We start from the raw sequence: 24,712 nt of genomic DNA on the forward strand, positions 1-24,712 counted from the left end.
CTAACCATGACACAATCATGATTAAGAAGTCACTTAGAGCATATATCACCGGCAGCCAGCTTGTATTTTTTATACTGACGGACTGCAAAGTGATTCGGCTTTTTCTTTTCCAGGGCTTCAAACATCAGATCCACCGGGTTCTGGAACTCCTCATCATCTTCCCGCACCTCCATTGCGTTCAGGAACTCAATCAGGGTGGAGAAATTCTGTTCCTCAACCGGAGCTTCATAGTGGATATATCCGATCAAGGCACAGTAGAGCAGCGTTTCCGCCTTCGTCCAGAACTCATCACCGGCTTTTCCATCACCCTTTGTGTTGGCAATCAGCGTTGTCACCAGTTTCAGAATGTCTTTTTCTGAATGGATATAGGCAAATGGGTTATAGTGCATCGACTTCTGAAAGTTGATGGTGTTGAAAATCTTGATGGTGTAGCCATGCTTCAAAAGGGCGTTGCCGCACTCAATCACGATGCTGCCTTTCGGGTCAGTGACCACATAGGAACTGTGCATCTGGAGAAGGTTTGGCTTCAACCAAAAGCGAGTTTTACCGGAACCCGAACCGCCGATAATCAGAACATTCTTATTTCGGGCATTGGCAGGATTCTTCGGGCGATTGCTCATCATCAGCCGCTCCGTTTTCGTCAGGATCACATTGTCCTCGAACTTTGGTGCAATAAACGGCTCAATATCTTTTGCCGTTCCCCAACGAGCAGAACCGTACTCAACATTGTGTCGGTACTTCTTTGCGTTTTTGCCTTTTAGATAGACAGCCAGCCGAAGTCCTGCGCCGCAGAGAATACCAATCAGCAAATCCAACGGGTGAAAGCTGGGAAACGGATTGTTCAGGGCTATCGGAAGGGCATGAAAAAAGCTGAGGATTTTCGCAGATGAATCTGCCCCCTCAGCCAATCTCCATGCTTCTCCTAAATTCGTAGCGAACAACCCTACCAGAAAATACGGTAAATTCAGAATCAGGAGCTTTTTCATTTTTCTCTTATCCATCACAGATCACGCTCCTGTTTCTTCTCTCGAACCTTCTTCGGAATCGCTGCGACAATTTCCTTGAACTTCTTCAGCTGCGCCAGAACGCTCGGCTTTTCATTCTTGGTTAATGCCCTTGCCTGATGTTCCTTGCAGATTGCATCCAAAGCATCTGCATCTTTAGAACGGACAAAAACAAGAAACCGGGGAGGATCAACGGACTTATCTTTTCTTACGGCAAAGTCCACGCCATACTTCTTGGCGAGCTTTTCAAAATCACGGATACTCTCTTTGTCGATCTCAACATTCGTAGCACCCTGATTCTGTCCCAAAAGCTGTTTCACGGATTGCTTTCCATGAACGGCAGGGTCTCGTGCCTTTTTCATCTTCACTTTTTCCCGGTGCTGCAAATACTTGCGGATACCGGCAATGATAGTGCGCCCCGTCAGCTTGGTTGTGCTGATCGCCAGGTTTACTGTTCTGTTTTCAACTTCTTCCTGCATGATTCATCACCTCCTGCAAGCAGTAGAGTGAACAGATTATCGTGCCATATCTCTGTGGTCGTAATACAGATTGCCCTTGGCAACTGCGGCATGGCTGATAATCTTGATATTGCCAGCTTTCTGGTTATCCAGAGCCTTCTGATAACCCACATCGCTCAAATACAGGCGATTTCTTTCGCCTTTCCAACCGACAGGCGATTCATCGGTCAGCACATCGAAAATAATCATGTGCTTGGTGGCGTCATCAAATCGTGCCAAGTCCATATAGGTATGTCCCTGGTACTCCTTGGCACCATCCTGAATCCGCTTTCGCTCCATCAGCTCTCCAATCGTCGAATTTCTTTGCATAAGAACCTCCTTACAGAACATCTCGGTCAGGGTTACTTTTGTGGGGAACCGAATCAGCTTTGACAGGTGCATCTTCTTTCTTCACCATGTCATCCGGCAGGGGAAGCGCCATAATGCTGCGCCCCATGCGTACAAAAGTCTCAGGCTGATGAAAGTGTTCCTCAAACTGCTTCATCAGTTCCGGGGACAGAGAACAAAAATCATCCTCGCCCAATCCCACAACCAGAAAATCACCGGCGATAATGTCATAAATATCGCCGTCATCATCACGCAGCGCACGGTTCAGTTCTTTGCCTACGAGTTTACCTTCGTCGTGCATCACCAGTGCAACCGGCTCATTGAACGGATAAGTTGCCTCAATATCGCCACCTACGGCTTTCTGCAAATCCTCCAGCTCACAGCCGATCTGCACAGCCTGCGGATACATGAACGGCTTTACCAGCAACACATTCATGGTATCTGCCTGTTCTTTCTGAACCTCCCGTTCCTCGGTCGTGCCGAACGCAACACCGGTAAAGTTTTCGGAGTCCAGAATGTACTCCGAATTGTAATAAGCGGCTCTAACCTGTTCCTCTGCCGCATCGTGAGATTCTGCTTGCACCGTAACCGTTTTCTCCAAGGTTTCGGTGATCTTCACATCGTATTCTTTCAAGTTTCGATACCTCCGTTTCTTTGGAAATAAGAAAAGCGACCATCCATGAACCTGTTACAGTTCATAAATAGTCGCATCCACATCGGCTAAAAGCTCGAACAAGCAAATATCGTCCAGTTCGCAAATCAGGGAACCCATGTCGAAGAAAATATCGTCCTCGCATTCCACCGTAGTAACCACGCTGCGGTGTTCGTTAAGACAAATGGCTTCTTCCTTGTCCATCGTGATCGTAGACATACAGGACACCACATAGAATGTCATATCTTCTGCTAACCACAGCTCCTTGCTCTGAATCGTGCGAACTTTTTCATCGCCGCTCATATCTTCTACATAGGACAGAAGCCGCACGGCTCTGCTGTTCAGAAGTACCTTTCCCTGATAGTCGATACCCTCACCAGCAGAGGACAATACTCGATACTCGCTAATCATCTCGGCATTTTTCTGAAACGACTTTGCCAGAAGCGCAGGAGAAATATCATCGAACTCCTCACTGTAGTTTACGAGCATATCTACCATATAATCAGGATCGCAAAGGTCGTAGAGTTCTTCCAAAGCGCCCTGAATGTTTTTGGGTGTAAACATTTTTTACCTTACCTTTCCATTGATTTTTCTCTTTTTTTCTGCCATTGCTCCAAAAGCTGAATGATTTTATCCTCCATCTGCTTGTTGGTATAGGACTTCGGGAAGTATTTTCGCAACGAATCCGTTTTGAAGGTTACTCTGTCCAGCTCTCCCTTCTTGATTTCATTCATAATCTCGCACATCGCATCCAGCGTACACTCGCCCTCCTGTGCGAGCTTTTTAATTCGCTGTGCTTGCGAAAGGGAAGGAGCTGCTTGAGCATAATCCATTGCAGAAAGAAAATCCTTCTGTTCTTCACTTGCCAGATAGGAAAGCTCCACCGCAGGATTGAATTTGATCTGACCCGTATCTACCATATCCAGCAGTTCCGGAATCAGTTCGGTCAGACGGATATAACGGTGTACCTGATTTCTGCTTTCTCCTGCCTCCTGACCGACTATATCCATTGCCTGCAACTTCATCCCAACTTGGGATGAAGTTAAATCGGTGCGTTGACCTTGATGTTTAATCGCATCCAGCTTCATCTTATAAGCAAATGCTCTTTCACTCGGCAGGATACTCTCCCTCTGCAAATTCGCATCAACCATCAAAATAATGGCTGCATCATCGTCCAGGTCACGAACAATCGCAGGCATGGTTTCCTTACCCGCAAGCTCCGATGCCCGGTGCCGCCTGTGACCAGAAACGATTTCATAACCACCGTCGGGGTCAGGACGGACAATCGCAGGAGTGAGAACTCCGAAATCTCGGACGCTCTCTGCCGTTTTCATCATTTCTTCATCATCAACCACACGGAAGGGGTGTCCCTCAAAGGGGTGTAGCTCAGAAAGCGGAATTTCCTGCACACGCTCCTGCTGGGCTTCAGCTCTGGATTGATCGGTGGAGAAAATATCATCGTACCCCTTCAAGCTGATGTTTGCGCCTTTTTTCTGCATTGTTTAACACCTCCTTCGTCAGAATTTTATAGGCTTCGGCAACTTTGCCTTTGGGATCATGCTTGAAGATACTGGTTCCCTCTGCGCTGATTTCCTCTGCACGGACAGAGCGGGGAATGTCGGTCTTGTAAACCTTCAGCTTTCCGCCGTAGCTCTCCCGAATCAGATTGCTGATGTCTTTGGAGTAGTTGGTGCGGCTGTCCACCATCGTCAGAAGAATCCCTTCAATCCTCAGTTTCGGGTTGATTTGCCTCTTGACCTTGTTGATGGTTCCAAGCAGCTGTTCCAGACCCTTTGCAGGAAGGTATGCTGCCTGAACCGGTATCAGCACATTGTCGGCAGCTGCCAACGCATTGACGGTCAGCATACCCAAAGACGGCATACAGTCAAGAAGAATGTAATCATAATTCTGTTTGACTGTATCCAGGTATTGCCGGAGAATGGTTTCCCGGCTCATGGCATTGACCAGTGCTACCTCCATACCTGAGAGTTCGATGTTGGACGGCACCAAATCAACGCCCTCCGGATGATGAAGAATCCCTTCATCGGGAGTAATAGGGTTTTCCATCATAATCTTTCCCATCAGATCGGAAAGTGTCGGAGACAGATCATCCGGGCAGGGATTGCCCAAACTGACCGTCAGGGAAGCCTGGGGATCGGTGTCTACCAGAAGCACCTTTTTTCCTTCAAGAGCCAAGCCAACGCCCAGATTCTCGGTGGTGGTGGTCTTTCCAGTGCCTCCTTTCTGATTGACCACCGCAATGATGGTTGCTTTTTTCGACATTTATCGTCACTCTCCTTCCTCTCGCTTCATTTTCAATTTCTTAAATCCTCCTTCCAAATATCCGTGTGACATATCGTGCCGAACAAGAGCATCGTAGTAGGTGTCTATTGTCGTCGGCGCATTGTATATCGTAGTCAGCATATACTGACGGATATTTCTAATCTTTGTGGTGTTCTCCTTGAAGCAGTCCATAACATATCGAATGTGTTCGGCATTCAGTTTCATAAACCGACTGCGGACAATTTCTGCCGGACGCTCCTCTGCACCAATGCGAATCAACGGTCGCTTCGTGCAAACTGTTTCAACGATCAACTCCAGAATGTTATCCAGCATTTCGGAATCGTAAGGGTAATCCTTCTTCAACAAATCCATACTAAGCTGATCCGAGAAATAATCAAAGTATTCTTGATACCGGTCATTCTCGTCCATCATTCCACCATTTCCGGAAGGAAAGATAGAATCAGTATCACTAAATTCAGTATTTTTAATATCAGTATTATTACATTGTGATTTCGGAAGTTCTTGAGTTGTGATTTCCATTGTTCCAGAATTGTGATTTTCACAATTCAAGAGTTGTGAATCCACAGCAGAGATAAAGTTCTTCACATAGATCAGGTTGGGCTTTCCCAAACCCTGGCGCTTACGTTCAATCAATCCTGCTTTCTTCTCAAGTTCACTGAGCAGCTTGATAGCCTTTTGTTCAGCACAGTTCAGAGCCATCTTCGCTTCGTCGATTGTAAAAATGATATACACTCTACCGTTTTTATCTATCCAACCATTCTTGGCAGACAGGCTCATGCGGTCAAGCAAAATGCCATACAGCATCTTGGCATCGGCAGAAATATTCCAGAACCTCTCGTTCGTGAACAACACCTTCGGAACTCGATAGAATGTGAATAGATCGGATTGCTGACCGTAAAAATAATCAAAACTCACACGGCTTCACCACCTTCTTTCTGCGGAAAACTTTCTGTTGTCAGCGGAATGCTGCGGAAAGTCGTATCCGTCTTTTCGTAAGGACATCGGGCAAAATAGTAGAAGCGGTATTCCTGTTCATACACATCCATATCAACGAAGCCCCACTTCACGCATAACCTTCTTCGTACACCAACCAATGCACGGGTGATCTCGCCCATAGGGACAGCCATCACATTCCGACTTGGGTTTCGGCGGCAAAGAGATTAAGTAGTAGCAATTATTTCTACCCAGACGGCAGCCCTTTCTGCCATTCGTCCAGAAGTAGCAGTAATGACAGTCGCTCGGCTTGTCTGCGGTATAAACAGGCTTGCTCAAATAAAACACCTCCAATCTCTTGTATTTGCCCATGGGTTTGGGCATAAAAAAAGAGCGCCTATCCATCCCCAATGCGGGGCAAATAGACGCTCTATGTACATAACGATATTTAATTTTATCTGCTATAACTGCATGGTATTCAAAACATCCGCCTTTTTTGATTAGCTGGATTTTTGGCACGATTTTGGGGCTGATTAGCAGGAAGGGCATTTTCATTAGCAAGAACAGCCCGTTTTCTGCTAAAAATTAGCTGGCGATTTTGTCTTATAACAACCGTTCGATTCTGGAGGGGTTGTCAAAAATCAAATTTTGGAGTAGAATTTTATCTCATACAGTGAAAGAGCTTTTTCGTAGCTTTTTATATAAGAAAAGCCGAAAACCCTTGAAAACAAAGGCTTTCGGCGTTGTTCACTGGCGTCCATAAGAGGATTTGAACCTCCGACCCCACGCTTAGGAGGCGTGTGCTCTATCCAGCTGAGCTATATGGACGTGTCTGATATATGATTATAGCCCGATCAAAGTCGAACTGCAATCCCTTATTTAGTTTTTTTTGAGGTGGCCGTTGTAACGCAACCTTAGGAGGCGCTTGTTATATCCATTTAACTATGGGAACAAATGCCGTATTTTCGGGCTTTTTCAGCCTTTTCGGTCACGGCGACCAACTTTATGAACTCAATCACTTTCGTGATGAATTATCTCTTTCTTATCTCTTCTAATTTTTCAGATTTCGCTTCCTTAAGTGACCCTCAAACGCTACCCTTTTTCTTCAAAAAGGTTCCGCCATGGTTCTACCTTAGGAGGCGAATACTCTATCCTACTGAGCTACAGAGATTTATATGTTTCACGTGAAACATATATCGTATTTTCATACTGCATTTTATTATAATTCATTTTCATGTGTTCCGCAACTATTTTCTCTTCCTGCCTGCTCCGTATGTAATTTCTGTGTAACTGTTCACGGGTAGGCACTTTTGGAACCGACGATTTTTTATAGACCTTTACGCAAAATGAGCCGTTCCCATCATCCATATTTTTCCTTTAAACCGACGTCCCGGAAGCGGTTCTCCAAGCAGGTCCATCTTATTGATACCCACACGGAAATACAGATCGTTGCATTCCACCTTGAGATCATAGATTTCCTCGCCGGTAAACCGGTTTTTCTTACATATAACCTCTTTGATCTCGCCTAAAATCGAATACTGATCGCACTCGATCCCGCTTGGCATAAAAGTTGTATCGACGATCGAATAAATATCCTCTCTAGTCGCCCGGCGCGATGCCATCGAATAGAGATCCAGATCCTCGATTGTTAAGGACTCCATCGCATCCTCGTCGCCATTTTTTGCCGCTTCCAAAAGTTCATCCCGGTTTTTCGCCGCCACTTTGGCTTTTTCAATCTGCAGCGCCGTCTTTTTGATCGGAAGAAGCACCTTGCCCCGATTGGCAAATCCTGCCAGGCTGACCGAAGTCACCTGTAAGCGCTCGCGCTCTTTCCGGTAACACTCCCTGTATTCGATCGGATTCAAGAGATAAAAGATCAGCGAAAGCCCTACCTTATACTCATCCAGAAGCCCTGCATAGGTTTCCTTCTCCGTATGACGCTGAATGGAACATTCTGCCCGCGAGGTTACCTCATCGTTCAGGATATAGGGATAATAATACTCTATCTCCATCTCATCCTGCTCATTCAGCTCCCCATACATCGCCACGCCGATCCCCGGCGCAACTTCTGTCTTGATCTCATATAATTCGGTCTCCCTGTCAAGCTGAAGACAGCTGGAGGTTCCTGCCTCTCTCGCCAGACAGCGAAGCAGGGCACGGATGTCCTTCTTCTTCTGATACATACTAAATCCGGCAGCTCGCAAAAAACGATGCATATTGACTCCTTCTAACTACAATCCGCAGCTGCTGCCAATACATACAGCCGCCTCATTTCTATCCTTTATTTTCCTTACTTATACCCAAGCGCACGCTCCAGTGCTTCCTTCTCTTCACTTCCTAAAAGCACCTCGGTCTTGCCCTCTACGACATCCTTCAGATACAGGTAACAGCCTTCACGGCTGTGAACAGAATTCAGCACAAATCCCGTGTTGTTATCATCCAGCATGGCAATGACAAAACTCAGATTGCCGCCCATGCCCTTAAACGCATTGTACTTGACAATACCGGTTTTCTGGTATCCAGCCTGCGCCTTGGAGACAACCGAATCCACCAGGCGTTTTGTATCTCCGTCCTTTGCCCGCAGATACTCGGTCTCATCCACCAGTTCCATGATCGTGTCTTCGAGCGTCTCCGCATCTTTTCCCCGCATAAACATATCATATCTGCGATACAACTTCCTATACTGCGAAAAACAGATGACGGATGCAATAAATGATATGAGTGTCAGGATCGCCAGAACGATCACGATAACCCCCGGATCGATGCCAATCCCGCTAAAAATACTGCTCTCCATCTTTCATTCCTCATTTCCCATCATCCGTCCCCTGGGACGAATTTTGTGTGATTACTGTCTTAATGACTCCAAAAGCTCAATCAGACGTTCCAGTTCCGCTGATGAATAGTATTCGATCTCGATTCTACCTTTATTCTTATCCTTGCGGTTGATCGAAACCTTCGTTCCCATAACTCCTTTCAGCTTCTCTTCCAGATCCTTGAAAAAGACCTCCATATCGCGTTCCGGCTCTGCTTTCTTTTTCGCCTTTTTCGGCTTCAAAAGCTCTTTCACCAGACGCTCGACCTCGCGGACGCTCAAATGATTTTCTACTGTTTTAAGCGCCAACTGGTACTGTTTTTCACCATCTTCCAGCGAAAGAAGCGCTCTCGCATGACCTCCGGTAAGCCGGTCCTGAATCAGCATCTCCTGCACTCTCTCATCCAGTTTCAAAAGACGCATGCTGTTCGTGATCGTCGCACGGTTCTTCGCTACGCGCTCTGCCACATCCTCCTGACGCAGCCCAAACTCCTGAATCAGCATCTGGTAGGCTTTCGCCTCCTCAATCGGATTTAAATCTGCACGCTGTACATTCTCGATCAGGGCGATCTCCATCGTCTGCTGTCTCGTATACTCGCGCACGATCACCGGAACTTCCCGAAATCCTGCCAATTTGGCAGCTCTCCACCGGCGCTCTCCGGCAATCAGCTCATAACGATCGCCCTTTTTCTGAACCAGAAGCGGCTGCAGCACGCCGTAACGGCGGATGGATTCTGCCAGCTCTCCGAGCTGTTCTTCATCAAACATCTTACGCGGCTGGCTGACATTTGGCTCAATCTCCGAAATATTTAGAAATTTCTCTTTTTCCACCTCAACGATCTTTACGACCGGCTCCGCTTTTGCCGTCTGTGTCTTCGATTTTGCCGCCGTCTCCCCGGCTGTGCGGGTTTTTCCTTCTGCCGTCGTCTTTCCGGATGCCTTTGCAACTCCCACGCGGCTGCCTTTTCCCACTGTTTTCGCAGCTGTCTTTCCGGCAGACGCCGATTTTTTCTGTTTTTTAGATCCCGGAAGCACCATATCCAGCTCTTCCAGGCTCTTTTTCTCTATCTCCTGTTCCGTCTCACGAACGGAAGTCTTTTTTCCGGCTTCATCCGATGGCTTTGCGCTGCTTTTTCCCGCTTCTGCATTCTCGTAATCATTTCCAAAAAAAGCTCCCAGTCCTCTGCCAAGCCCCGTTCTCTTTGACATTTCCTTCCTCCTCACGAACCTCCCGACGCCCCCGGCAGGCATCCTTTCTGAATTTCACTTCACCGTTATTTTCCTGCCTACAGCTCTTCTCCCCGGCTGATCACCTCTGCTGCCAGCAGACGGTAGCTCTCTGCACCGGTCGAACGGCTGTCGTACAGGTTGATCGGCATTCCGTGGCTCGGCGCCTCCGCCAGTCGCACATTTCTCGGTATGATCGTCTTGTAAATCCGCTCATTTAAGTTCTGTTTTACATTCTCTACGACCTGCAGGGAGAGATTCGTTCTCGCATCATACATGGTAAATACCACGCCCTCCAGCTCCAGCGACGGATTCATCTTTTTCCGGACCAGACCGATCGTCCGGAGTACCTGGCTCAGTCCTTCCAGCGCATAATATTCGCACTGGATTGGCACCAGCACCGTATCTGCCGCTACCAGCGCATTGATCGTCAAAAGACTCAGCGACGGCGGGCAGTCGATGATAATAAAATCATACTGATCGCGGATTGTCTCCAGATAACCGTTTAACACCGACTCTTTATTTTCCACATCCAGAAGTTCAATCTCAGCTCCTGCCAGATTCGAATCCGAAGGAAGAACATCCAGATTTTCCTGAACATCGCGCATCAGACAGTCCTCCAGTGTGCAATCGCCCAAAAGCAGCTCATAGACTGTATCTTCAATCTGTTCTTTTTCCAATCCCAAACCAGTGGTTGCATTTCCCTGCGGATCAAAATCGATCGTCAGAACCCTCTGTCCCGCCTCTGCCAGGCATGCCGACAGGTTGATCGCCGTTGTCGTTTTACCTACGCCGCCCTTCTGATTTGCAATCGCAATCGTTCGTCCCATACCGTATTCCTTCCATTTCCTCGGTTTTATCTCACATGAAAGACAGGAAAAAGCCTTCCCGCAAGCATCCGCACAGCGATTTCCAGCTTTTTCCCGTTCTTGTCTTGCCTAATAGTATAACACACTTAAAACTCATTTCCTACTTTTTTAGAAAAATTTCATTTAAAATGTTTCACGTGAAACATCGGCTCCACCGTCTCCCCCAGAGCACACCATTTATCTGCCAGACACACAATCCATGCCTCGCGGCACTGAGGCGGCACCGGTATCAGCGGAAACATATGACGTGCGATGATATTTTTTTCCTTCCAATTTAAATGGTAATCTCTCTGTGCATTTCCAAGCGCTGTTTTCGGGTGACGGAAGCCGTGCAGGCGGTGCGCGGAATCCTTCTGATGCCAGTCATACAAAAAATAATCATGCAGCAGTGCCCCTCTCACAAGTGATTTTGGTTCCAAGCGAATCTGCCACCGTTCCATCATCCAAAGGCTTGTGTAGGCAACATTGAGGCTGTGGCGGTAAATGGATGTCGTACCATGCTGCATCGCCAGCTTCTCCTCGTCTAAGCGCCCTTCCTGCTTCAGTTCGCGTATCGTTTCCGCCAGCAGCCGCTGCCTGCCCGCCGACAACTGAAAAGATTTCTCTGTCTTCCGTTCCATACGATGCTGAAAGCATAACTTATTTTCCTTCTTTATCATATCGCGCATTTCTTTCCCCATCGATTGATTTTTTGATACGTGAACATTATAATGAATTTAATATCGATTTTCAATAAAATTTTGTTTACATAAAATGGCATATTCATAACTGTTCACAGGTAGAAATTTTCTGAACTGAAAATTCCGAACGCTACCGTTCTGGTTGCAGATTTTTCCGATTTGAAATGCGAAGCATCGGCAAAATTCCGTTACTTGGGCACACATCTGTGAACAGATATTCTGTGAAAACCACGCTGGAAATAGCTGAACTGTAATACAGGAAAATATGATATAATGAGCGCAAGTGAACCAGAAAGCTGCTTGCAGATTTATGGCGAACGGCAAATGGCGATCACGATAGCTGCGTCAGCAGCGGTAAGCATCGAAGATGCGAATCGTGATATAATGAGCGCAGAAGAAAAGAATGCGGCTGCGAAGCAGACATATTCTTTTCTTGCGCCATTAAGGAACGAACAGCCATGCGAAGCAGGGCGGTAGAGCGCGATAGCGCGGGTTCGTGAGTGGACGGGTGAGAATACGTTCATATGATATATATGAACACTTAGCGATGCATTTTCGATCCTAGTGCGAGTCATACCTAAATACTTAATGAAGCCAAGCCAAAGGCGATAGCTGAATTTAGTATTTATGGTATAATAGAATTACTTGATGAGATATTTTCGAGTTTAATTTTTCGATTCAAAAGGAGCTTTCTATATGAACACAAAAAACAAGATCATGACCTGCCTGATGCTGTCCGCCGGCGGCGCAGTTTCACTGGCACTTTTAAATAAATATATTCAATTTTCTGCCACCTCCCGCGGTCTGACCCGGGAAGAGAATTCTCTCTGCTACAAATGGCGGCTGGGAAATATCTACTATACAAAATGCGGTTCCGGCAAACCGCTTCTGTTGATTCACGATCTGCACTTTGCATCGAGCGGCTATGAGTGGGAATCCATCCGCGAACAGCTCAGCCGCTCCTACACCGTCTACACGCTCGACCTTCTCGGCTGCGGACGTTCCGAGAAGCCGAACCTGACCTACACAAATTACCTGTTTGTCCAGCTGATCTGTGATTTTATCAAATCTGAGATCGGACATCGGACCAACATTCTCTCCACCGGTGATTCAGCTGCACTGTCTATCATGGCGTGCAGCAACTCTCCAGAACTGTTTGATCAGATCATGCTCATCAACCCGAGCAGCCTTACCGACTGTTGTCAGCTTCCGGGTAAAAATGCCAAGCTTTATAAGCTTCTTCTGGATCTCCCGCTGGCTGGAACGCTCATTTACCACATTGCGTGCAGCCGCTCTATGATCGAAGAGGCATTCCGCACCAAATATTTTTACAATCCGTATACCGTAAAACCGGTTCAGATCGACCGCAGCCACGAAGCCGCACATCTCGGTGAATGTCCGAAAGCGATCTTCTCCAGTATTGAATGCCGCTATACCAAGTGCAATATTTCCAATGCTCTCAGGAAGATCGACAACAGCATCTTCATCATCGGCGGTTCCGAGGAACCGATGATCGAGGCGACGATTCAGGATTACAAGATTTATAATTCCGCAATCGAGTCCTCTATCATCCCAAAGACCAAACATCTGCCGCAGTTAGAACAGCCGGATGCCGTGATGGATGCGATCCATATGTTTTTTTCTTAAAAAAGGATAATGAGTATGCATACCGCGGAGCGTTTTTTTCGTCATAGGACGAAGCTTATTACTGTTCACGCATACGTGCCCAGTGACGGAATTTGCCGCATTTAAATACGGCAAATTCCTGCTGCCACCGCGTTTTCTTACGGCACTTTCGGTTTCAAAAGTGCCTCCCCGTCAACAGTTACTCTCTCTTTCCCACATCTCCATAAAAATTGCTTTTTCATACTCTTACCATGATGCAGATACCATTTTTCCAGTATCTTTCATATTCACAGCGTCATCCTTCCGTGCGCCTTGTTTGTTTCTTCTTGATAGGAACGGTCCTAATGTTTCATCCAGGTCCCGCCGTACTATCTATATACAAACAAAACCCCCGGAATGCTCCTCTTTATTCTGCATTATTCCCACTCGATCTCCTCGGCTTTCGCACAAAAAACTATATTCTGTAACGAAAACTCAAATTTTATAAATTTTCCCTATTATTTCCAGCTCTGCCATCGCCTCTACCTGTTTCTCCAGATTTCCTCTGCCATATGCCTGATACGGCTTCTGGAACACAATCTTCCAGGACAAATGTTCAGTCATACATTTTTGTTTAAACCCCGCCTATATGAAAAAGAAAGACTGCATACCCTACGTGTTCCATATACAGTCTTTCTCTATCCACCTTTTGATTGCTTTATTTCAACGGCTCCCGCGACGGCGTTCCCGCTTTTCTCGGATACTTCTTTCCCGTCTTCTCTGTCTTACGAATCCGGACCAGGTTACGCTCATCCTCATTGGCAAGGTGGAAGGAAATCACATCCTCCAGCTCGCCGCCCAGCTTGCGGATTGCACCTTTTCCCGTCTTCATCTCTTCCTCCAGTTTGCCTGATTTGTACGGTACAAACCAGCCTCCCACCTTGACAAATGGCAGGCAGTATTCCGACAGCGTGGACAGATTTGCCACCGCGCGTGAAACGCAGAAATCAAATGTTTCACGTGAAACATTATCATGTGCCGCATCCTCCGCCCGTCCGTGAACCGCCTGAATTTTTTCCAGTTCCAATGCCTGAATTACCTCGTTCAGAAAGTTGATCCGCTTATTTAAAGAATCGAGAAGCGTGACCTTTAAATTTGGAAATGCAATCTTTAACGGGATACCCGGAAATCCAGCTCCCGTTCCAACATCGATCAACGTATACTCTTTCTCTGCCAGATCCGGTACCGCTTTCACAAGTGCCAGACTATCCGAAAAATGTTTGGTCACAACTTCCTTCTGTTCCGTGATCGCTGTCAGATTCACCATCGTATTCCAATGAATCAACAGTTCATAGTAATCGTAGAACTGCTTGATCTGGTGTTCATTTAACGTGACGCCCATCTCCTGCGCTTCTTTCTGAAGCTGCTCGGTAAAGTCTGCCGGAGGCAGAACCACACCGCTTTCTACTTTATTTTCTTCTGCCATAAATATATCCTTCATGATATGTTTTATTTTTTCTCAGGTTCTTATCTATCTTACACTTTGAGTTGCTGCAATGCGTTTACCTGTTTCCATGCAGTCTCTGACTCGTTACTGTTCACGCATACGTGCCCAGTAACGGAATTTGCCGTGGCTTCGCATTTAAATACGGCAAATTCCTCCTGCCACCAGGTTTTCTTACGGCACTTTCGGTTCCAAAAGTGCCTGCCCGTGTACAGTAACTCTGAATCCGCTCGTTTCTATATTTACAGTTCTTTCTTCTCTTCCCCATGCCCCGCATGGCGGCTCTGCTCTAAGTGTACCAGCAGCACCGAAATATCCGCCGGTGACACGCCCGCGATTCGGGATGCCTGACCGATATTTGCCGGTTTATAGAGATTTAATTTCTGTACTGCCTCACGGCGCAGGCTTCCGACCGTGGAATAGTCGAAGTTTTCATCCAGCTTCCGGCTCTCCATCTTCTTGAACTGTGCAACCTGCTGCAGCTGGCGGCGGATATAGCCGTCATACTTGATGTTGATGTTGATCTGCTCGATCACATCTTCCGGAAGTTCCGGACGGTTCGGATCCAGCTCTGCCAGTGCTTCATAGCTTAACTCCGGACGGCGTACCAGCTCTGCCAGCGTTGCCGCGGTCTTGAGCGGGGTGCTTCCGTGGCGCTCTAAAAATTCCTGCACTTCTTTTCCAGCGCCAATGTTGATCTTCTCCAGACGCTTTGCCTCTTCCTCGATCATTTTTTCTTTCCAGAGGACACGCTCATACATCGCATCACTGACCAGTCCAATCTCATGCCCGATCGGGGAAAGACGCAGATCCGCGTTGTCCTGACGCAAAAGCAGGCGGTATTCCGCACGCGACGTCATCATCCGGTACGGTTCATGGTTTTCTTTGGTAACCAGATCGTCGATCAAGACACCGATATATGCCTGGGAACGGTCGAGGATGATCGGTTCTTTTCCCAGCACTTCGCGCGCCGCATTGACACCCGCCATAAAGCCCTGTACCGCCGCTTCCTCATAACCGGAGCTTCCGTTAAACTGACCGCCGCTGAACAATCCCCGGATCTCCTTAAATTCCAGCGATGCCTTTAACTGGCGTGCATTGATACAATCGTACTCAATTGCATATGCATTTCGAACAATTTTTACATTTTCGAGTCCCGGCACGGTACGGTACATCGCGTACTGCACATCCTCCGGCAGGGAACTGGACATACCGCCCAGATACATTTCATTCGTATAAATTCCCTCCGGCTCGACAAAAACCTGATGACGGTTCTTATCTGGAAATTTTACCACCTTATCCTCGATCGATGGACAGTAACGCGGACCTGTTCCCTCGATCGCGCCCGAAAAGAGGGGCGATCGATCCAGGTTGTTGCGAATGATCTCATGTGTTTTCTCATTGGTATAGGTCAGCCAGCAGGACACCTGCTCCTTCTGCACCGACTCCGGATCTGTGGAAAAAGAAAATGGCACAACCCTCTCATCGCCGAACTGCTCTTCCATCTTAGAAAAATCGATGCTGCGCTTATCAACACGCGCCGGTGTGCCCGTCTTGAAACGGAACATCTCGATTCCCAGCTTTTTCAGGGAATCTGTCAGATGGTTTGCCGCCTGCAGACCATTCGGTCCGGTCGGATTGCTCACATCACCATAGATACATCTCGCTTTCAGGTACGTTCCCGTTGCCAGCACCACCGCCTTGCAGTAATACGTCGCGCCGGAGTACGTTTTCAGTCCTTTGATCTGACCTTCTTCCACGATCAGCTCTGCCACCTCTCCCTGACGGATCGTCAGGTGATCGGTATTTTCCATGGTACGGCGCATCTGGCGGGTGTATTCCTGCTTGTCCGCCTGCGCGCGGAGCGAATGCACCGCCGGTCCCTTAGACTGGTTGAGCATCTTGGACTGTATAAAGGTTTTATCTATATTTTTTCCCATCTCGCCGCCGAGCGCATCCAGCTCGCGCACCAAGTGGCCCTTCGAGCTTCCGCCGACATTCGGGTTGCACGGCATCAGGGCGATGCTGTCCACGCTGACGGTAAACACGATCGTCTCGAGTCCCAGTCTCGCGCTTGCCAGCGCCGCCTCACAGCCGGCGTGTCCCGCCCCGACGACCGCTACATCATAATTTTCTGTTAAACAGGGCATGTTTCCTCTTTCCTCTCTATCTCTGTGTTCTATTCAAGTCGAACGTCCGTGAGACTTGGCGCGTGATTCTGGTCAGCGTAAGCTGACATATTCTTTACAGAATCACTGCGCATCCTCGCGGAGCGTTTATCTCAGTCGGAGACAAGGCTTCCACTGAGACAAATTTGCTATTACTCACCACCTGAAGAGGTGGGAGTCTTCTCGACTGAGATAAACGCTGCGGCTCATGCGCCGTATGTTTCGCAGCCGATTTTACTGCAGCTGCACATTTCAATTCGATCAAACGCCTTATATTCTTTCTTGTTTTCAGATCCACCCTATCATACCACAAGGAAAGAAACCTTGCAAAAAAATTGATCTATTTCCCCATACAAAAATGGCTGAAAATTTCATTTACCAGATCCTCTTCCAGTGATTCCCCAAGGATCGTTCCAAGATGTTCATAGGCATCCATCAGATCAATCGAGAAAAAATCCTCCGGCATCGCATTGTCGATGCTTGTCTCGACCAGACGCAGGCTTTTCAGCGCCTGCTCCATCGCCGTCTTGTGACGGACGTTTGTCAGCATGACCTGATCGTTGAAATTCAGGTTTCCCTGCAAGAACATCGTCTGAATTTTTTCCTCCAATCGATCAATTCCCTGCTGTTCCTTCGCCGATACCGGGATCACTTCCTGCCCGCACGCTTCGCGAAGCGCTTCTTCTGTGAGAACCGGTTCCAGATCTGTCTTATTTAAGAGGACGATCACCTTCCGTCCCCGGATCAAATCGAGGATCTGACGGTCATTTTCATCCAGCTCCCTTGATCCATCGACCACATACAAGATCAAATCTGCCTCATCCGCAATCTTTCTCGCCCGTTCCACGCCAATCTTTTCAACGATATCCTCCGTTTCCCGGATGCCCGCCGTATCGATCAAATTTAAGCTAAGCCCGCGCAGACGGATATTTTCCTCCAGCGTATCGCGTGTCGTACCGGCGATCTCTGTCACAATCGCGCGCTCCTCTCCCAGCAGTACATTCATCAGGGACGATTTTCCTGCATTCGGCTTACCTAAGATCACGGTTTTGATCCCCTCCGTCATGATACGCCCGTTGTCAAACGTCCCGATCGACGCCTCCAGTTCCATCTCAATCGGCTGCAGCGTCTCCCGAAGGCGCTCCGGGTATCCGTCCAGGGAAATATGCTCCGGATCATCAAGTGCGGACTCAATAAAGGCGATCTCATAGATTAGTTTTTCGCGGAGTTCCCGCACTTTCCGCGACATTGAACCGCTCAACTGGCTGACCGAAGACTGCAGCGCATACTCATTTTTCGACTGGATCACATCGATCACGGCTTCCGCCTGCGAAAGATCAATTCTGCCATTTAAAAACGCCCGCTTCGTAAATTCGCCTGGTTCCGCCAGCCGCGCCCCACATTTTACCGCCAGCTCCAGAATCCGCTTCATCACCAGCACGCCTCCGTGACAGTCAATCTCTACCGTGTCCTCCGCCGTATAACTGTGCGGACCGCGCATCAAAAGAAGCAGCACTTCATCGATCCGTTCCTCTCCATCCCGAATATATCCATAATGAATCGTATACGTTTTCTGCTCCGAAAGCCTCTTCCCCGCCACCGCCGGTTCAAACATCCGCTCCGCCACCGCAACTGCGTCCGAACCGCTAATCCGGATAATCCCAATCCCCGAACTCGAAAGCGCCGTCGCGATCGCGGCGATTGTATCTGTATATACCATATATATATAAATCCTTCCTTGCTTTTTATCTTCTTATTCTATACCATATGGAAGCATTTTCCCATCTTTATTTACAAATCTAGTCTAATATTTATTTCTTTTTTCATGTTTTCACGATAAACCTCTCGCGCTCGATCCCCCACAAAAAAGAAGGTCTAGATACCTCCAGACCTTCTTCGTCATACTTATTTACTTCTCATATCTCCCATACCCGTCACTTCTCTCGCGTCTGCCCTCACGCTTCAGCGAAATAATCACATGCCGGAACGGATCCTCGCCCTCGCTGCGGGTGGTGACATACTTGTCATTCTGCAGCGCTGCATGAATGATCCGTCTCTCATACGGGTTCATCGGCTCCAAAGATACGGAACGTTTCGTTCTCTTTACCTTGTAAGCAATGTTCTTTGCCAGTGTCTCAAGCGTCTCTTTCCGTCTCTCGCGGTAATTCTCGGTATCGAGCTTCACGCGGACGTAATTCTCGCTCTTCTTGTTGACAACCAGGCTGACCAGATACTGGAGAGAATCCAGGGTCTGACCTCTCTTACCGATCAAAATACCCATGTCCTCGCCGGAGAGGTCAATGTTCATCTCGCACTCTTCCTCATTGAAAGCCGCTGCGATCTTCACATCTAAGTTCATCGCATCAAATACCTGGCTTAAAAAGTCGATCGCACGATCCTCGAGCGTCTCTTTTTTCTTAGCACGGATGATCGCCGGTTTCGCGCCGATCCCCAGAAATCCGGCGCTTCCTTTTTCGACCACTTCGTACTCTAATTTATCACTGGTGGTTTCCAGTTCAATCAGTGCCTTTGTTACTGCCTCATCGACTGTCTTAGCGGTAACCGTAATCATATCCATCCTGCGCCCTCCTTCTATTTTTTCGCGTGCTTATCGTTGTACTTCTGCACCATCTTGGCCTTGGAAGCCAGACTGCCCGGCTTCGGATCGGAATTGTAAAATGCTTCAGACGCCTCCATCTGCTTTTTATTGCGGGAGATCTTGTCCTCTTTCGCCTTGCTTTCCGCATCCTCGCGTGCCTGAAGCGCCTTTAAATTCACGCTTGCCTTCTCGCTGACATTGGCCGGCGGCAGACCTTTTCTCGCTCTCTTCTTGTTCATCTTCTCCACGTTGCGGCGGATCAGATCATCGACATCGATCTTGTTCATATGTGCATTTACGATCAGCTGCTGAACGAGCTGGAATGCACCCTGAACGACCCAGTAGATACCGATCGCGGACGGCAGGGAGAAACAGAAGAATACGGACATCAGCGGCATCGTGATCATCATGCTGTTCATCATGCTCGCGCCCGGCGCGTCCTGATCCACCTGCTGTAAATTGGAAATCAGCTTGGTGGAGAGCCACTGGGTCAGACCTGCGAGGATCGGGATGATCCATGCGATCGTGATGTGGTTAAAACCGGTAAACGGCGGAGTTGCCAGATTGATGCCGAAGAAATAGTTCATCTGCTCAATCTTGCCCGCATTTTCTGCGATCGTCGAAGAGATCTGCGGGAATAAACTTTCCAGCGTATCCCATCCAGCCGGTGTCAACTTATATAACATATCTACGACTTTGTTTGCCACGGTGTAGTCTACCTTGTCCACCGCCATGCCGACACCGCTTGCCAGCTCGGAAATCTTGTTGACGTAATCCGGCTGCTCCATCAGCGGGTTCGCTACGTTGTCAAAAAAGACACGTACTGACGGTACGTATGCCGGAATGTTGTAGATAACCCGGTACAAAGCGAAGATAATCGGAAGCTGAATCGCCATCGGCAGACATCCTGCCATCGGATTCGAGCCATATTTCTCATAAACTGCCTGCATCTCGACCTGTTGTTTAGCCATCGATGCCTGATCGGTTTTTCCCTTATACCTATTCTGAACCGCCTTGATTTCAGGGTTCATAAGCGACATAAGTTTTGACGATTCCTGCTGTTTGATCGTCAGAGGAAATAACAGTAACTTTGTGATAATGGTAAACAGGATGATACACAGACCGATATTCATGATCCCCATGCTGCTGGTAATCCGGAATAAAAAGTCCATGATATAACCAAACACGCTGGCGATCGGTCCCATGATCGAACCTGCCTTTGTCGCAACTAAAACGCTAACGTCCAATGAACTACCTCCTCATCCTTTACGGAACTGGATCATAACCGCCTTCTGCAAATGGATTACAGCGAAGAATCCGCTTACATGCCAAAATCATACCTTTTACAGCGCCGTACTTTTTAAGTGCCTGGATGGCGTACTCCGAGCACGTCGGCGTGTACTTGCAGTGAGGTCCTGTCATAGGGGAAATATAGAGCTGATATCCCCGAATCATCTTTATCAAGATCTTCTTAATCAATATTCTCACTTCGATTCTCCAGAATGTTATGCAGTCCGCATAAGTGCAGGTATGCACTCTCAATTTTTTTGAAGTCTGCTTCTTTCGCTGCCGGTCTGGCAACGACTACGATGTCTAATCCGAGTCTGACTCTGTCCTTATTTAACCGATAGCTCTCCCGTACCAACCTTGTCACGTGATGGCGGACCACGCTGTTTCCAACCTTTTTGCTGACGGAGATACCGATCCGAGGCTCCTTCCCGTCATCCACCCGCTTCACGTACATAACCAGAAGCTTATTGGCATAGGATTTCCCTGTCTTGTAAACCTTTTGAAATTCGCTGTTCTTCTTAATTGAATTAAAACGCTTCATTAAAATCACCAATTCCCCTGCACCGAGTGTGCATCGCAGAGCTTTTCTTAATATTCTTAGAACTTTTTCTATGAATATTAAGAAAGGCCACAATCTATAACTCGATTGCGGCCTCGTTCATTAAGCAGATAATTTTGCTCTACCTTTTGCTCTTCTGGCAGCCAGAACTTTTCTTCCACCTGCGCTGCTCATTCTCGCACGGAATCCATGAACTTTTGCTCTCTGTCTTTTCTTCGGCTGAAATGTCATCTTCATGTCTGCATACACCTCCTCATCCATAATATAGTAAGAGAAATCCACGCTTCCTCCGGCTCACGCCGAAATCCGCATTCTTCTCAACATAGTTAGACTATTGTAATTAAACATCTTCTCCATTATATAGAAGAATTCCGCATTCGTCAACCACTATTTTGATCTTTTTAATCCCCATAGAACAAGGAATTTCTGTGGTTTTTCCACCATTTCGATCCTGCGTCCCCACAGATCGATCGTCGATTGCTGTCGAGGCACCTTATTGTATACAGTATACACACCGGGACGTTTCCATTTTGTGGATAAAAAAATCCTTATTTTATCAGCATTCCCGCCACCTATTCACAGCTTATCCTCCACTTATCCACATTTTGGGGATAACTTGTGGAAAAGCCGTGGAATACGATCTGGATAAGCTTCTGATTGTTCACACCCATTCACCAAAAAGCCTTATTTTTCGGCGTTTTTTCCACGTGGATAACTGAATTTCACTTATTCACATTGCGGGTTTTTATTGAAAAATGTGGACAAATCATGTAGAATAGAACTTAGATTGGGTTATTTTGCAGTTTTGGCTGCTTTTTACGTTTAGGAGACACAGTATGATAGAGAAAATTAAGGAAAAATGGGATGAAATTCTCCTCCATATTAAAGAAGAACACGAACTGACGGACGTTTCTTTCAAAACATGGCTGCTTCCGACGCAGCCTTATTCCATGAAAGACGGCACCCTTCAGATCCTGGTTCCGGATGTGCAGTTTCTCGGCTATATCAAAAAAAAATACGGACTTTTGATCCAGATTACCATCGAAGAACTAACCGGAATCGAGTGTGAGGTCGATTTTGTCACCATCGAACAGGTCGATGAGCCGCAAAAAGAGACGGACAAAAGCCATCTGATCAACCGCCCGTCCGAGGTCAGCCGCCAGCTCATCCAGGATGCGAACTTAAATCCGCGCTACACATTCGACACCTTCGTCGTCGGCGCGAACAATAACTTAGCGCACGCCGCTTCCCTCGCCGTGGCAGAATCTCCGGGTGAGATCTACAACCCTCTCTTCATTTACGGGGGTGTAGGTCTGGGAAAAACGCATCTTATGCACTCGATCGGACATTTTATCTTAAAAAACAATCCAAAAGCGAAGGTTCTCTACGTTACAAGTGAGAAGTTTACGAACGAACTGATCGATGCGATCCGGAACAAAAACAATATTTCCACCACGGAGTTCCGTGAAAAATACAGAAACAACGACGTCCTCCTCATCGATGATATCCAGTTTATTATCGGTAAGGAATCGACACAGGAAGAATTTTTCCATACCTTCAACGCACTCTATGAAGCGAAAAAACAGATCATTATCTCCTCAGATAAACCGCCGAAAGAGATCGAGACGCTGGAAGAACGGCTTCGTTCCCGTTTCGAATGGGGCTTGACCGTCGATATCCAGTCGCCGGATTATGAAACCCGTATGGCGATCCTCCGCAAAAAAGAGGAACTCGAGGGCTACAATATAGATAATGAAGTGATCAAGTACATCGCCACCAACGTCAAGTCCAACATCCGTGAACTCGAGGGCGCCCTTACCAAGATCGTCGCCCTTTCCAAGTTAAATAACAAGGAGATCACGACGGAGCTGGCGGAGGAAGCGCTCAAGGATCTCATTTCCCCGAACGCGGAGAAAGAAGTGACCCCGGAGCTGATCATCCAGGTCGTTGCCGATCATTTCGGTATCACTCCGCTTGACATTTCCTCCCAGAAGCGCAACAAGGAGATCGTATTCCCGCGCCAGATCGTGATGTATATCTGCCGTTCGATGCTCGGAACTTCCCTGCAGAATATCGGCAAATATTTAGGCGGTCGGGATCACACGACGATCATCCACGGTCACGACAAGATCGCTGCCGATATGGAGAAAAACGAATCGCTTCGCAATACAGTGGAAATCTTAATGAAAAAGATCAGCCCACAGTAGGTTTCTTCCACAATTTCGCGTGGAAAAGTGGTTGAAAACCTGTGGATAACTTTTCCCACATTTTGCTCCATTTCAGGGCTGTGGATAATTCAAAAGTTATCCAGCCGGTTCCGGACAGTTTTACACAGCCTTTTTAACCATTCAAAAGGAGTCTGAACCCCTGTATTTTCGGGGCTGTCCGGAGAATTCCACATATTCACAGCCCCTACTACGATTGCGACGGAATATATATATATCTTTTCTTTCCGTTCCACGTTATTTTTAGCAAAGGAGTTATCAACAAACATGAAGCTTTCATTTGAAAAAGATCATTTAATGAACGGCATCAACATTGTTCTGAAGGCCGTTCCTTCCAAAACCACCATGCCGATTCTCGAATGCATCCTGATCGATGCTGTTTCGGATGAGATCAAACTGACCGGCAACGATATGGAGCTGGGAATTGAGACGAAGGTCGAAGGAACGATCCTGGAACGTGGAAAAATCGCTCTTGATGCCAAGCTTTTTTCCGATATTATCCGCAAGCTCTCCGGCGAAAATTCTACGATCACGATCGAATCGGATGAAAAATACAACACGACGATCACCTGTGACAAGGCTATTTTCCAGATTCAGGGCAAGGACGGCGATGAATTTTCCTATATTCCCCACATTGAGCGGGATAAATTCATCACACTTTCCCAGTTTACCTTAAAAGAGATCATCCGCCAGACGATCTTCTCGATCTCGCCGAACGACAGCAACAAGATGATGACCGGTGAGCTGATGGAGGTCACCGGCAATGAACTTAAGCTCGTTTCCCTCGACGGACACCGCATGTCGATCCGCAAAGTTGCATTAAAAGAACAGTACAGTGATATAAAAGTCATCGTTCCTGGCAAGACTTTAGGTGAGATCAGCAAGATCTTAAACGGTGACAACGACTCTGAGGTACAGATTTTCTTCAGCACCAACCACATCATGTTTGAATTTGACGACACGATCGTGTTATCCCGCCTGATTGAGGGCGAGTATTTCCGGATCAATCAGATGCTTTCCTCCGATTATGAGACGAAAGTTACCTTGAACCGCCGTGATTTCATGGATGCGATCGACCGTGCGAGCATTCTCGTCCGTGAAAATGATAAGAAACCTTTGATCTTAAACTTTACCGATGAAGAAATGGAGTTAAAGATGCATTCCGCCTTCGGTACGATGGATGCCCGTCTGGCGATTACCAAGTTTGGAAAAGACCTGATGATCGGCTTCAACCCGAAGTTTTTGGGTGATGCGCTGCGAATCATCGATGATGAGGAAGTGACTCTGTACATGATGAATCCGAAATCCCCGTGCTTTATCCGGGACGAGGAGGAGACTTACATCTATCTGATCCTGCCGGTCAATTTCAATGCGGCAGCGATCTAACCTGCCATTTTTAGACATGGCAGGTGCAGGCAGACAGTGACAGAAAGGAT

Annotated in this window: 26 protein-coding genes, 1 tRNA gene and 1 pseudogene; 4 read left to right on the top strand and 24 right to left on the bottom strand. The window is 47.4% G+C overall.

Going from position 1 to position 24,712, the window contains the following annotated elements; translation table 11 throughout:
* Positions 1-47: 47 nt before the first annotated feature.
* The 15 genes and pseudogenes from C7U56_RS15980 to C7U56_RS09200 all read right to left on the bottom strand — a co-directional run.
* Positions 48-1,001, bottom strand: a pseudogene (locus C7U56_RS15980) (type IV secretory system conjugative DNA transfer family protein); the annotation flags it as partial.
* Positions 1,001-1,483, bottom strand: a complete 483-nt coding sequence (locus tag C7U56_RS09130) for a PcfB family protein (protein WP_002304320.1) — start codon at positions 1,481-1,483, stop codon at positions 1,001-1,003. The pseudogene C7U56_RS15980 and the gene C7U56_RS09130, both read right to left, overlap by 1 nt.
* 36 nt (positions 1,484-1,519) lie before the next feature.
* Positions 1,520-1,831 carry a DUF5720 family protein gene (locus tag C7U56_RS09135; protein WP_002304317.1) on the bottom strand — a complete coding sequence of 104 codons (312 nt, stop codon included), beginning with the start codon at positions 1,829-1,831 and terminating at the stop codon, positions 1,520-1,522.
* Between the two features lie 10 nt (positions 1,832-1,841).
* Positions 1,842-2,483, bottom strand: coding sequence for a DUF3846 domain-containing protein (locus tag C7U56_RS09140; RefSeq protein ID WP_002588969.1), 642 nt, complete (start codon positions 2,481-2,483; stop codon positions 1,842-1,844).
* Between the two features lie 54 nt (positions 2,484-2,537).
* The gene (locus C7U56_RS09145) at positions 2,538-3,065 is read right to left on the bottom strand and encodes a hypothetical protein (protein ID WP_002304315.1); all 528 of its coding nucleotides are present in this window, start codon (positions 3,063-3,065) and stop codon (positions 2,538-2,540) included.
* Positions 3,066-3,073: 8 nt separating this feature from the next.
* Positions 3,074-4,000 carry a ParB/RepB/Spo0J family partition protein gene (locus C7U56_RS09150; protein WP_002304314.1) on the bottom strand — a complete coding sequence of 309 codons (927 nt, stop codon included), beginning with the start codon at positions 3,998-4,000 and terminating at the stop codon, positions 3,074-3,076.
* Entirely contained in the window at positions 3,957-4,784 is an 828-nt protein-coding gene (locus tag C7U56_RS09155; RefSeq protein WP_002304313.1) for a ParA family protein, read from the bottom strand. The genes C7U56_RS09150 and C7U56_RS09155 overlap by 44 nt, the downstream gene beginning before the upstream one ends.
* A gap of 6 nt (positions 4,785-4,790) precedes the next feature.
* Complete coding sequence (locus C7U56_RS09160; RefSeq protein ID WP_002304312.1) at positions 4,791-5,720, bottom strand: DUF6017 domain-containing protein; 930 nt, start codon at positions 5,718-5,720, stop codon at positions 4,791-4,793.
* Positions 5,717-5,920, bottom strand: a complete 204-nt coding sequence (locus tag C7U56_RS09165; protein ID WP_223385014.1) for a hypothetical protein — start codon at positions 5,918-5,920, stop codon at positions 5,717-5,719. The genes C7U56_RS09160 and C7U56_RS09165 overlap by 4 nt, the downstream gene beginning before the upstream one ends.
* Positions 5,921-6,489: 569 nt before the next feature.
* Positions 6,490-6,566 (bottom strand) — tRNA-Arg (locus C7U56_RS09175).
* Between the two features lie 509 nt (positions 6,567-7,075).
* Entirely contained in the window at positions 7,076-7,954 is an 879-nt protein-coding gene (locus C7U56_RS09180) for a DUF3881 family protein (RefSeq protein WP_107000949.1), read from the bottom strand.
* Positions 7,955-8,028: 74 nt separating this feature from the next.
* On the bottom strand, positions 8,029-8,532 hold the full coding sequence (locus tag C7U56_RS09185; protein ID WP_107000950.1) for a DUF4446 family protein: 504 nt from the start codon (positions 8,530-8,532) through the stop codon (positions 8,029-8,031).
* 51 nt (positions 8,533-8,583) lie between these two features.
* A complete protein-coding gene (locus tag C7U56_RS09190) occupies positions 8,584-9,759 on the bottom strand; it encodes a ParB/RepB/Spo0J family partition protein (protein ID WP_233430226.1) in 1,176 nt (391 codons plus the stop codon).
* A gap of 77 nt (positions 9,760-9,836) precedes the next feature.
* Positions 9,837-10,607, bottom strand: coding sequence for a ParA family protein (locus C7U56_RS09195; protein WP_107000951.1), 771 nt, complete (start codon positions 10,605-10,607; stop codon positions 9,837-9,839).
* 158 nt (positions 10,608-10,765) lie between these two features.
* Positions 10,766-11,305 carry an HD domain-containing protein gene (locus C7U56_RS09200; protein WP_233430227.1) on the bottom strand — a complete coding sequence of 180 codons (540 nt, stop codon included), beginning with the start codon at positions 11,303-11,305 and terminating at the stop codon, positions 10,766-10,768.
* Between the two features lie 294 nt (positions 11,306-11,599).
* On the opposite strand from C7U56_RS09200, the gene C7U56_RS09205 reads away from it, so the two are divergent.
* Positions 11,600-11,803 (top strand): hypothetical protein, encoded by a 204-nt coding sequence (locus C7U56_RS09205; RefSeq protein ID WP_107000952.1) that lies wholly within the window; start codon positions 11,600-11,602, stop codon positions 11,801-11,803.
* Positions 11,804-12,022: 219 nt separating this feature from the next.
* Positions 12,023-12,973 (top strand): alpha/beta fold hydrolase, encoded by a 951-nt coding sequence (locus tag C7U56_RS09210; RefSeq protein WP_022358786.1) that lies wholly within the window; start codon positions 12,023-12,025, stop codon positions 12,971-12,973.
* Between the two features lie 453 nt (positions 12,974-13,426).
* Here C7U56_RS09210 and C7U56_RS16130 read toward each other — a convergent pair whose 3' ends face one another.
* The 9 genes from C7U56_RS16130 to rpmH form a co-directional block, all read right to left on the bottom strand.
* Complete coding sequence (locus C7U56_RS16130; RefSeq protein WP_267895311.1) at positions 13,427-13,555, bottom strand: hypothetical protein; 129 nt, start codon at positions 13,553-13,555, stop codon at positions 13,427-13,429.
* A 94-nt stretch (positions 13,556-13,649) separates the two neighbouring features.
* Positions 13,650-14,417 carry a 16S rRNA (guanine(527)-N(7))-methyltransferase RsmG gene (rsmG, locus tag C7U56_RS09215; protein ID WP_107000953.1) on the bottom strand — a complete coding sequence of 256 codons (768 nt, stop codon included), beginning with the start codon at positions 14,415-14,417 and terminating at the stop codon, positions 13,650-13,652.
* 260 nt (positions 14,418-14,677) lie between these two features.
* Positions 14,678-16,585: a tRNA uridine-5-carboxymethylaminomethyl(34) synthesis enzyme MnmG gene (gene mnmG, locus C7U56_RS09220; RefSeq protein WP_107000954.1), complete on the bottom strand. Its 1,908-nt coding sequence runs from the start codon at positions 16,583-16,585 to the stop codon at positions 14,678-14,680.
* Positions 16,586-16,943: 358 nt separating this feature from the next.
* Positions 16,944-18,323, bottom strand: a complete 1,380-nt coding sequence (gene mnmE, locus C7U56_RS09225; protein ID WP_107000955.1) for a tRNA uridine-5-carboxymethylaminomethyl(34) synthesis GTPase MnmE — start codon at positions 18,321-18,323, stop codon at positions 16,944-16,946.
* Positions 18,324-18,512: 189 nt separating this feature from the next.
* Positions 18,513-19,181, bottom strand: coding sequence for an RNA-binding cell elongation regulator Jag/EloR (gene jag / locus C7U56_RS09230; RefSeq protein WP_107000956.1), 669 nt, complete (start codon positions 19,179-19,181; stop codon positions 18,513-18,515).
* A gap of 14 nt (positions 19,182-19,195) precedes the next feature.
* Complete coding sequence (locus tag C7U56_RS09235; RefSeq protein ID WP_333489788.1) at positions 19,196-20,449, bottom strand: YidC/Oxa1 family membrane protein insertase; 1,254 nt, start codon at positions 20,447-20,449, stop codon at positions 19,196-19,198.
* Positions 20,450-20,468: 19 nt separating this feature from the next.
* A complete protein-coding gene (gene yidD / locus C7U56_RS09240) occupies positions 20,469-20,681 on the bottom strand; it encodes a membrane protein insertion efficiency factor YidD (RefSeq protein WP_107000957.1) in 213 nt (70 codons plus the stop codon).
* Positions 20,674-21,033, bottom strand: coding sequence for a ribonuclease P protein component (gene rnpA / locus C7U56_RS09245; RefSeq protein ID WP_107000958.1), 360 nt, complete (start codon positions 21,031-21,033; stop codon positions 20,674-20,676). Before rnpA ends, yidD begins: the two co-directional genes overlap by 8 nt.
* Positions 21,034-21,153: 120 nt before the next feature.
* Positions 21,154-21,288, bottom strand: coding sequence for a 50S ribosomal protein L34 (gene rpmH / locus C7U56_RS09250; protein WP_087225913.1), 135 nt, complete (start codon positions 21,286-21,288; stop codon positions 21,154-21,156).
* Positions 21,289-21,887: 599 nt separating this feature from the next.
* Between rpmH and dnaA the strand changes: the two genes are divergently transcribed.
* Together dnaA and dnaN are read left to right on the top strand one after the other, a co-directional pair.
* Positions 21,888-23,258 (top strand): chromosomal replication initiator protein DnaA, encoded by a 1,371-nt coding sequence (gene dnaA / locus C7U56_RS09255; RefSeq protein ID WP_022358493.1) that lies wholly within the window; start codon positions 21,888-21,890, stop codon positions 23,256-23,258.
* Between the two features lie 285 nt (positions 23,259-23,543).
* On the top strand, positions 23,544-24,662 hold the full coding sequence (gene dnaN, locus C7U56_RS09265) for a DNA polymerase III subunit beta (RefSeq protein WP_022358494.1): 1,119 nt from the start codon (positions 23,544-23,546) through the stop codon (positions 24,660-24,662).
* The last annotated feature ends 50 nt before the right edge of the window (positions 24,663-24,712 follow it).

This window comes from Clostridium fessum (assembly GCF_003024715.1).
In the GTDB taxonomy this organism is placed as follows: domain Bacteria; phylum Bacillota; class Clostridia; order Lachnospirales; family Lachnospiraceae; genus Otoolea; species Otoolea fessa.

Excerpts from the sequence above, each read along its gene's own strand:
- dnaN (WP_022358494.1), top strand. The coding sequence starts at position 23,544 with ATGAAGCTTTCATTTGAAAAAGATCATTTAATGAACGGCATCAACATT.
- C7U56_RS09180 (WP_107000949.1), bottom strand. The coding sequence starts at position 7,954 with ATGCATCGTTTTTTGCGAGCTGCCGGATTTAGTATGTATCAGAAGAAG.
- C7U56_RS09210 (WP_022358786.1), top strand. The coding sequence starts at position 12,023 with ATGAACACAAAAAACAAGATCATGACCTGCCTGATGCTGTCCGCCGGC.
- C7U56_RS09130 (WP_002304320.1), bottom strand. The coding sequence starts at position 1,483 with ATGCAGGAAGAAGTTGAAAACAGAACAGTAAACCTGGCGATCAGCACA.
- mnmG (WP_107000954.1), bottom strand. The coding sequence starts at position 16,585 with ATGCCCTGTTTAACAGAAAATTATGATGTAGCGGTCGTCGGGGCGGGA.
- jag (WP_107000956.1), bottom strand. The coding sequence starts at position 19,181 with ATGGATATGATTACGGTTACCGCTAAGACAGTCGATGAGGCAGTAACA.
- C7U56_RS09205 (WP_107000952.1), top strand. The coding sequence starts at position 11,600 with ATGAGCGCAAGTGAACCAGAAAGCTGCTTGCAGATTTATGGCGAACGG.
- C7U56_RS09195 (WP_107000951.1), bottom strand. The coding sequence starts at position 10,607 with ATGGGACGAACGATTGCGATTGCAAATCAGAAGGGCGGCGTAGGTAAA.
- C7U56_RS09135 (WP_002304317.1), bottom strand. The coding sequence starts at position 1,831 with ATGCAAAGAAATTCGACGATTGGAGAGCTGATGGAGCGAAAGCGGATT.
- rnpA (WP_107000958.1), bottom strand. The coding sequence starts at position 21,033 with ATGAAGCGTTTTAATTCAATTAAGAAGAACAGCGAATTTCAAAAGGTT.
- C7U56_RS09155 (WP_002304313.1), bottom strand. The coding sequence starts at position 4,784 with ATGTCGAAAAAAGCAACCATCATTGCGGTGGTCAATCAGAAAGGAGGC.
- C7U56_RS09165 (WP_223385014.1), bottom strand. The coding sequence starts at position 5,920 with ATGGGCGAGATCACCCGTGCATTGGTTGGTGTACGAAGAAGGTTATGC.
- rpmH (WP_087225913.1), bottom strand. The coding sequence starts at position 21,288 with ATGAAGATGACATTTCAGCCGAAGAAAAGACAGAGAGCAAAAGTTCAT.
- C7U56_RS09200 (WP_233430227.1), bottom strand. The coding sequence starts at position 11,305 with ATGATAAAGAAGGAAAATAAGTTATGCTTTCAGCATCGTATGGAACGG.
- dnaA (WP_022358493.1), top strand. The coding sequence starts at position 21,888 with ATGATAGAGAAAATTAAGGAAAAATGGGATGAAATTCTCCTCCATATT.
- mnmE (WP_107000955.1), bottom strand. The coding sequence starts at position 18,323 with ATGGTATATACAGATACAATCGCCGCGATCGCGACGGCGCTTTCGAGT.
- C7U56_RS09190 (WP_233430226.1), bottom strand. The coding sequence starts at position 9,759 with ATGTCAAAGAGAACGGGGCTTGGCAGAGGACTGGGAGCTTTTTTTGGA.
- C7U56_RS09185 (WP_107000950.1), bottom strand. The coding sequence starts at position 8,532 with ATGGAGAGCAGTATTTTTAGCGGGATTGGCATCGATCCGGGGGTTATC.
- C7U56_RS09145 (WP_002304315.1), bottom strand. The coding sequence starts at position 3,065 with ATGTTTACACCCAAAAACATTCAGGGCGCTTTGGAAGAACTCTACGAC.
- rsmG (WP_107000953.1), bottom strand. The coding sequence starts at position 14,417 with ATGGCAGAAGAAAATAAAGTAGAAAGCGGTGTGGTTCTGCCTCCGGCA.
- C7U56_RS09150 (WP_002304314.1), bottom strand. The coding sequence starts at position 4,000 with ATGCAGAAAAAAGGCGCAAACATCAGCTTGAAGGGGTACGATGATATT.
- C7U56_RS16130 (WP_267895311.1), bottom strand. The coding sequence starts at position 13,555 with ATGACTGAACATTTGTCCTGGAAGATTGTGTTCCAGAAGCCGTATCAG.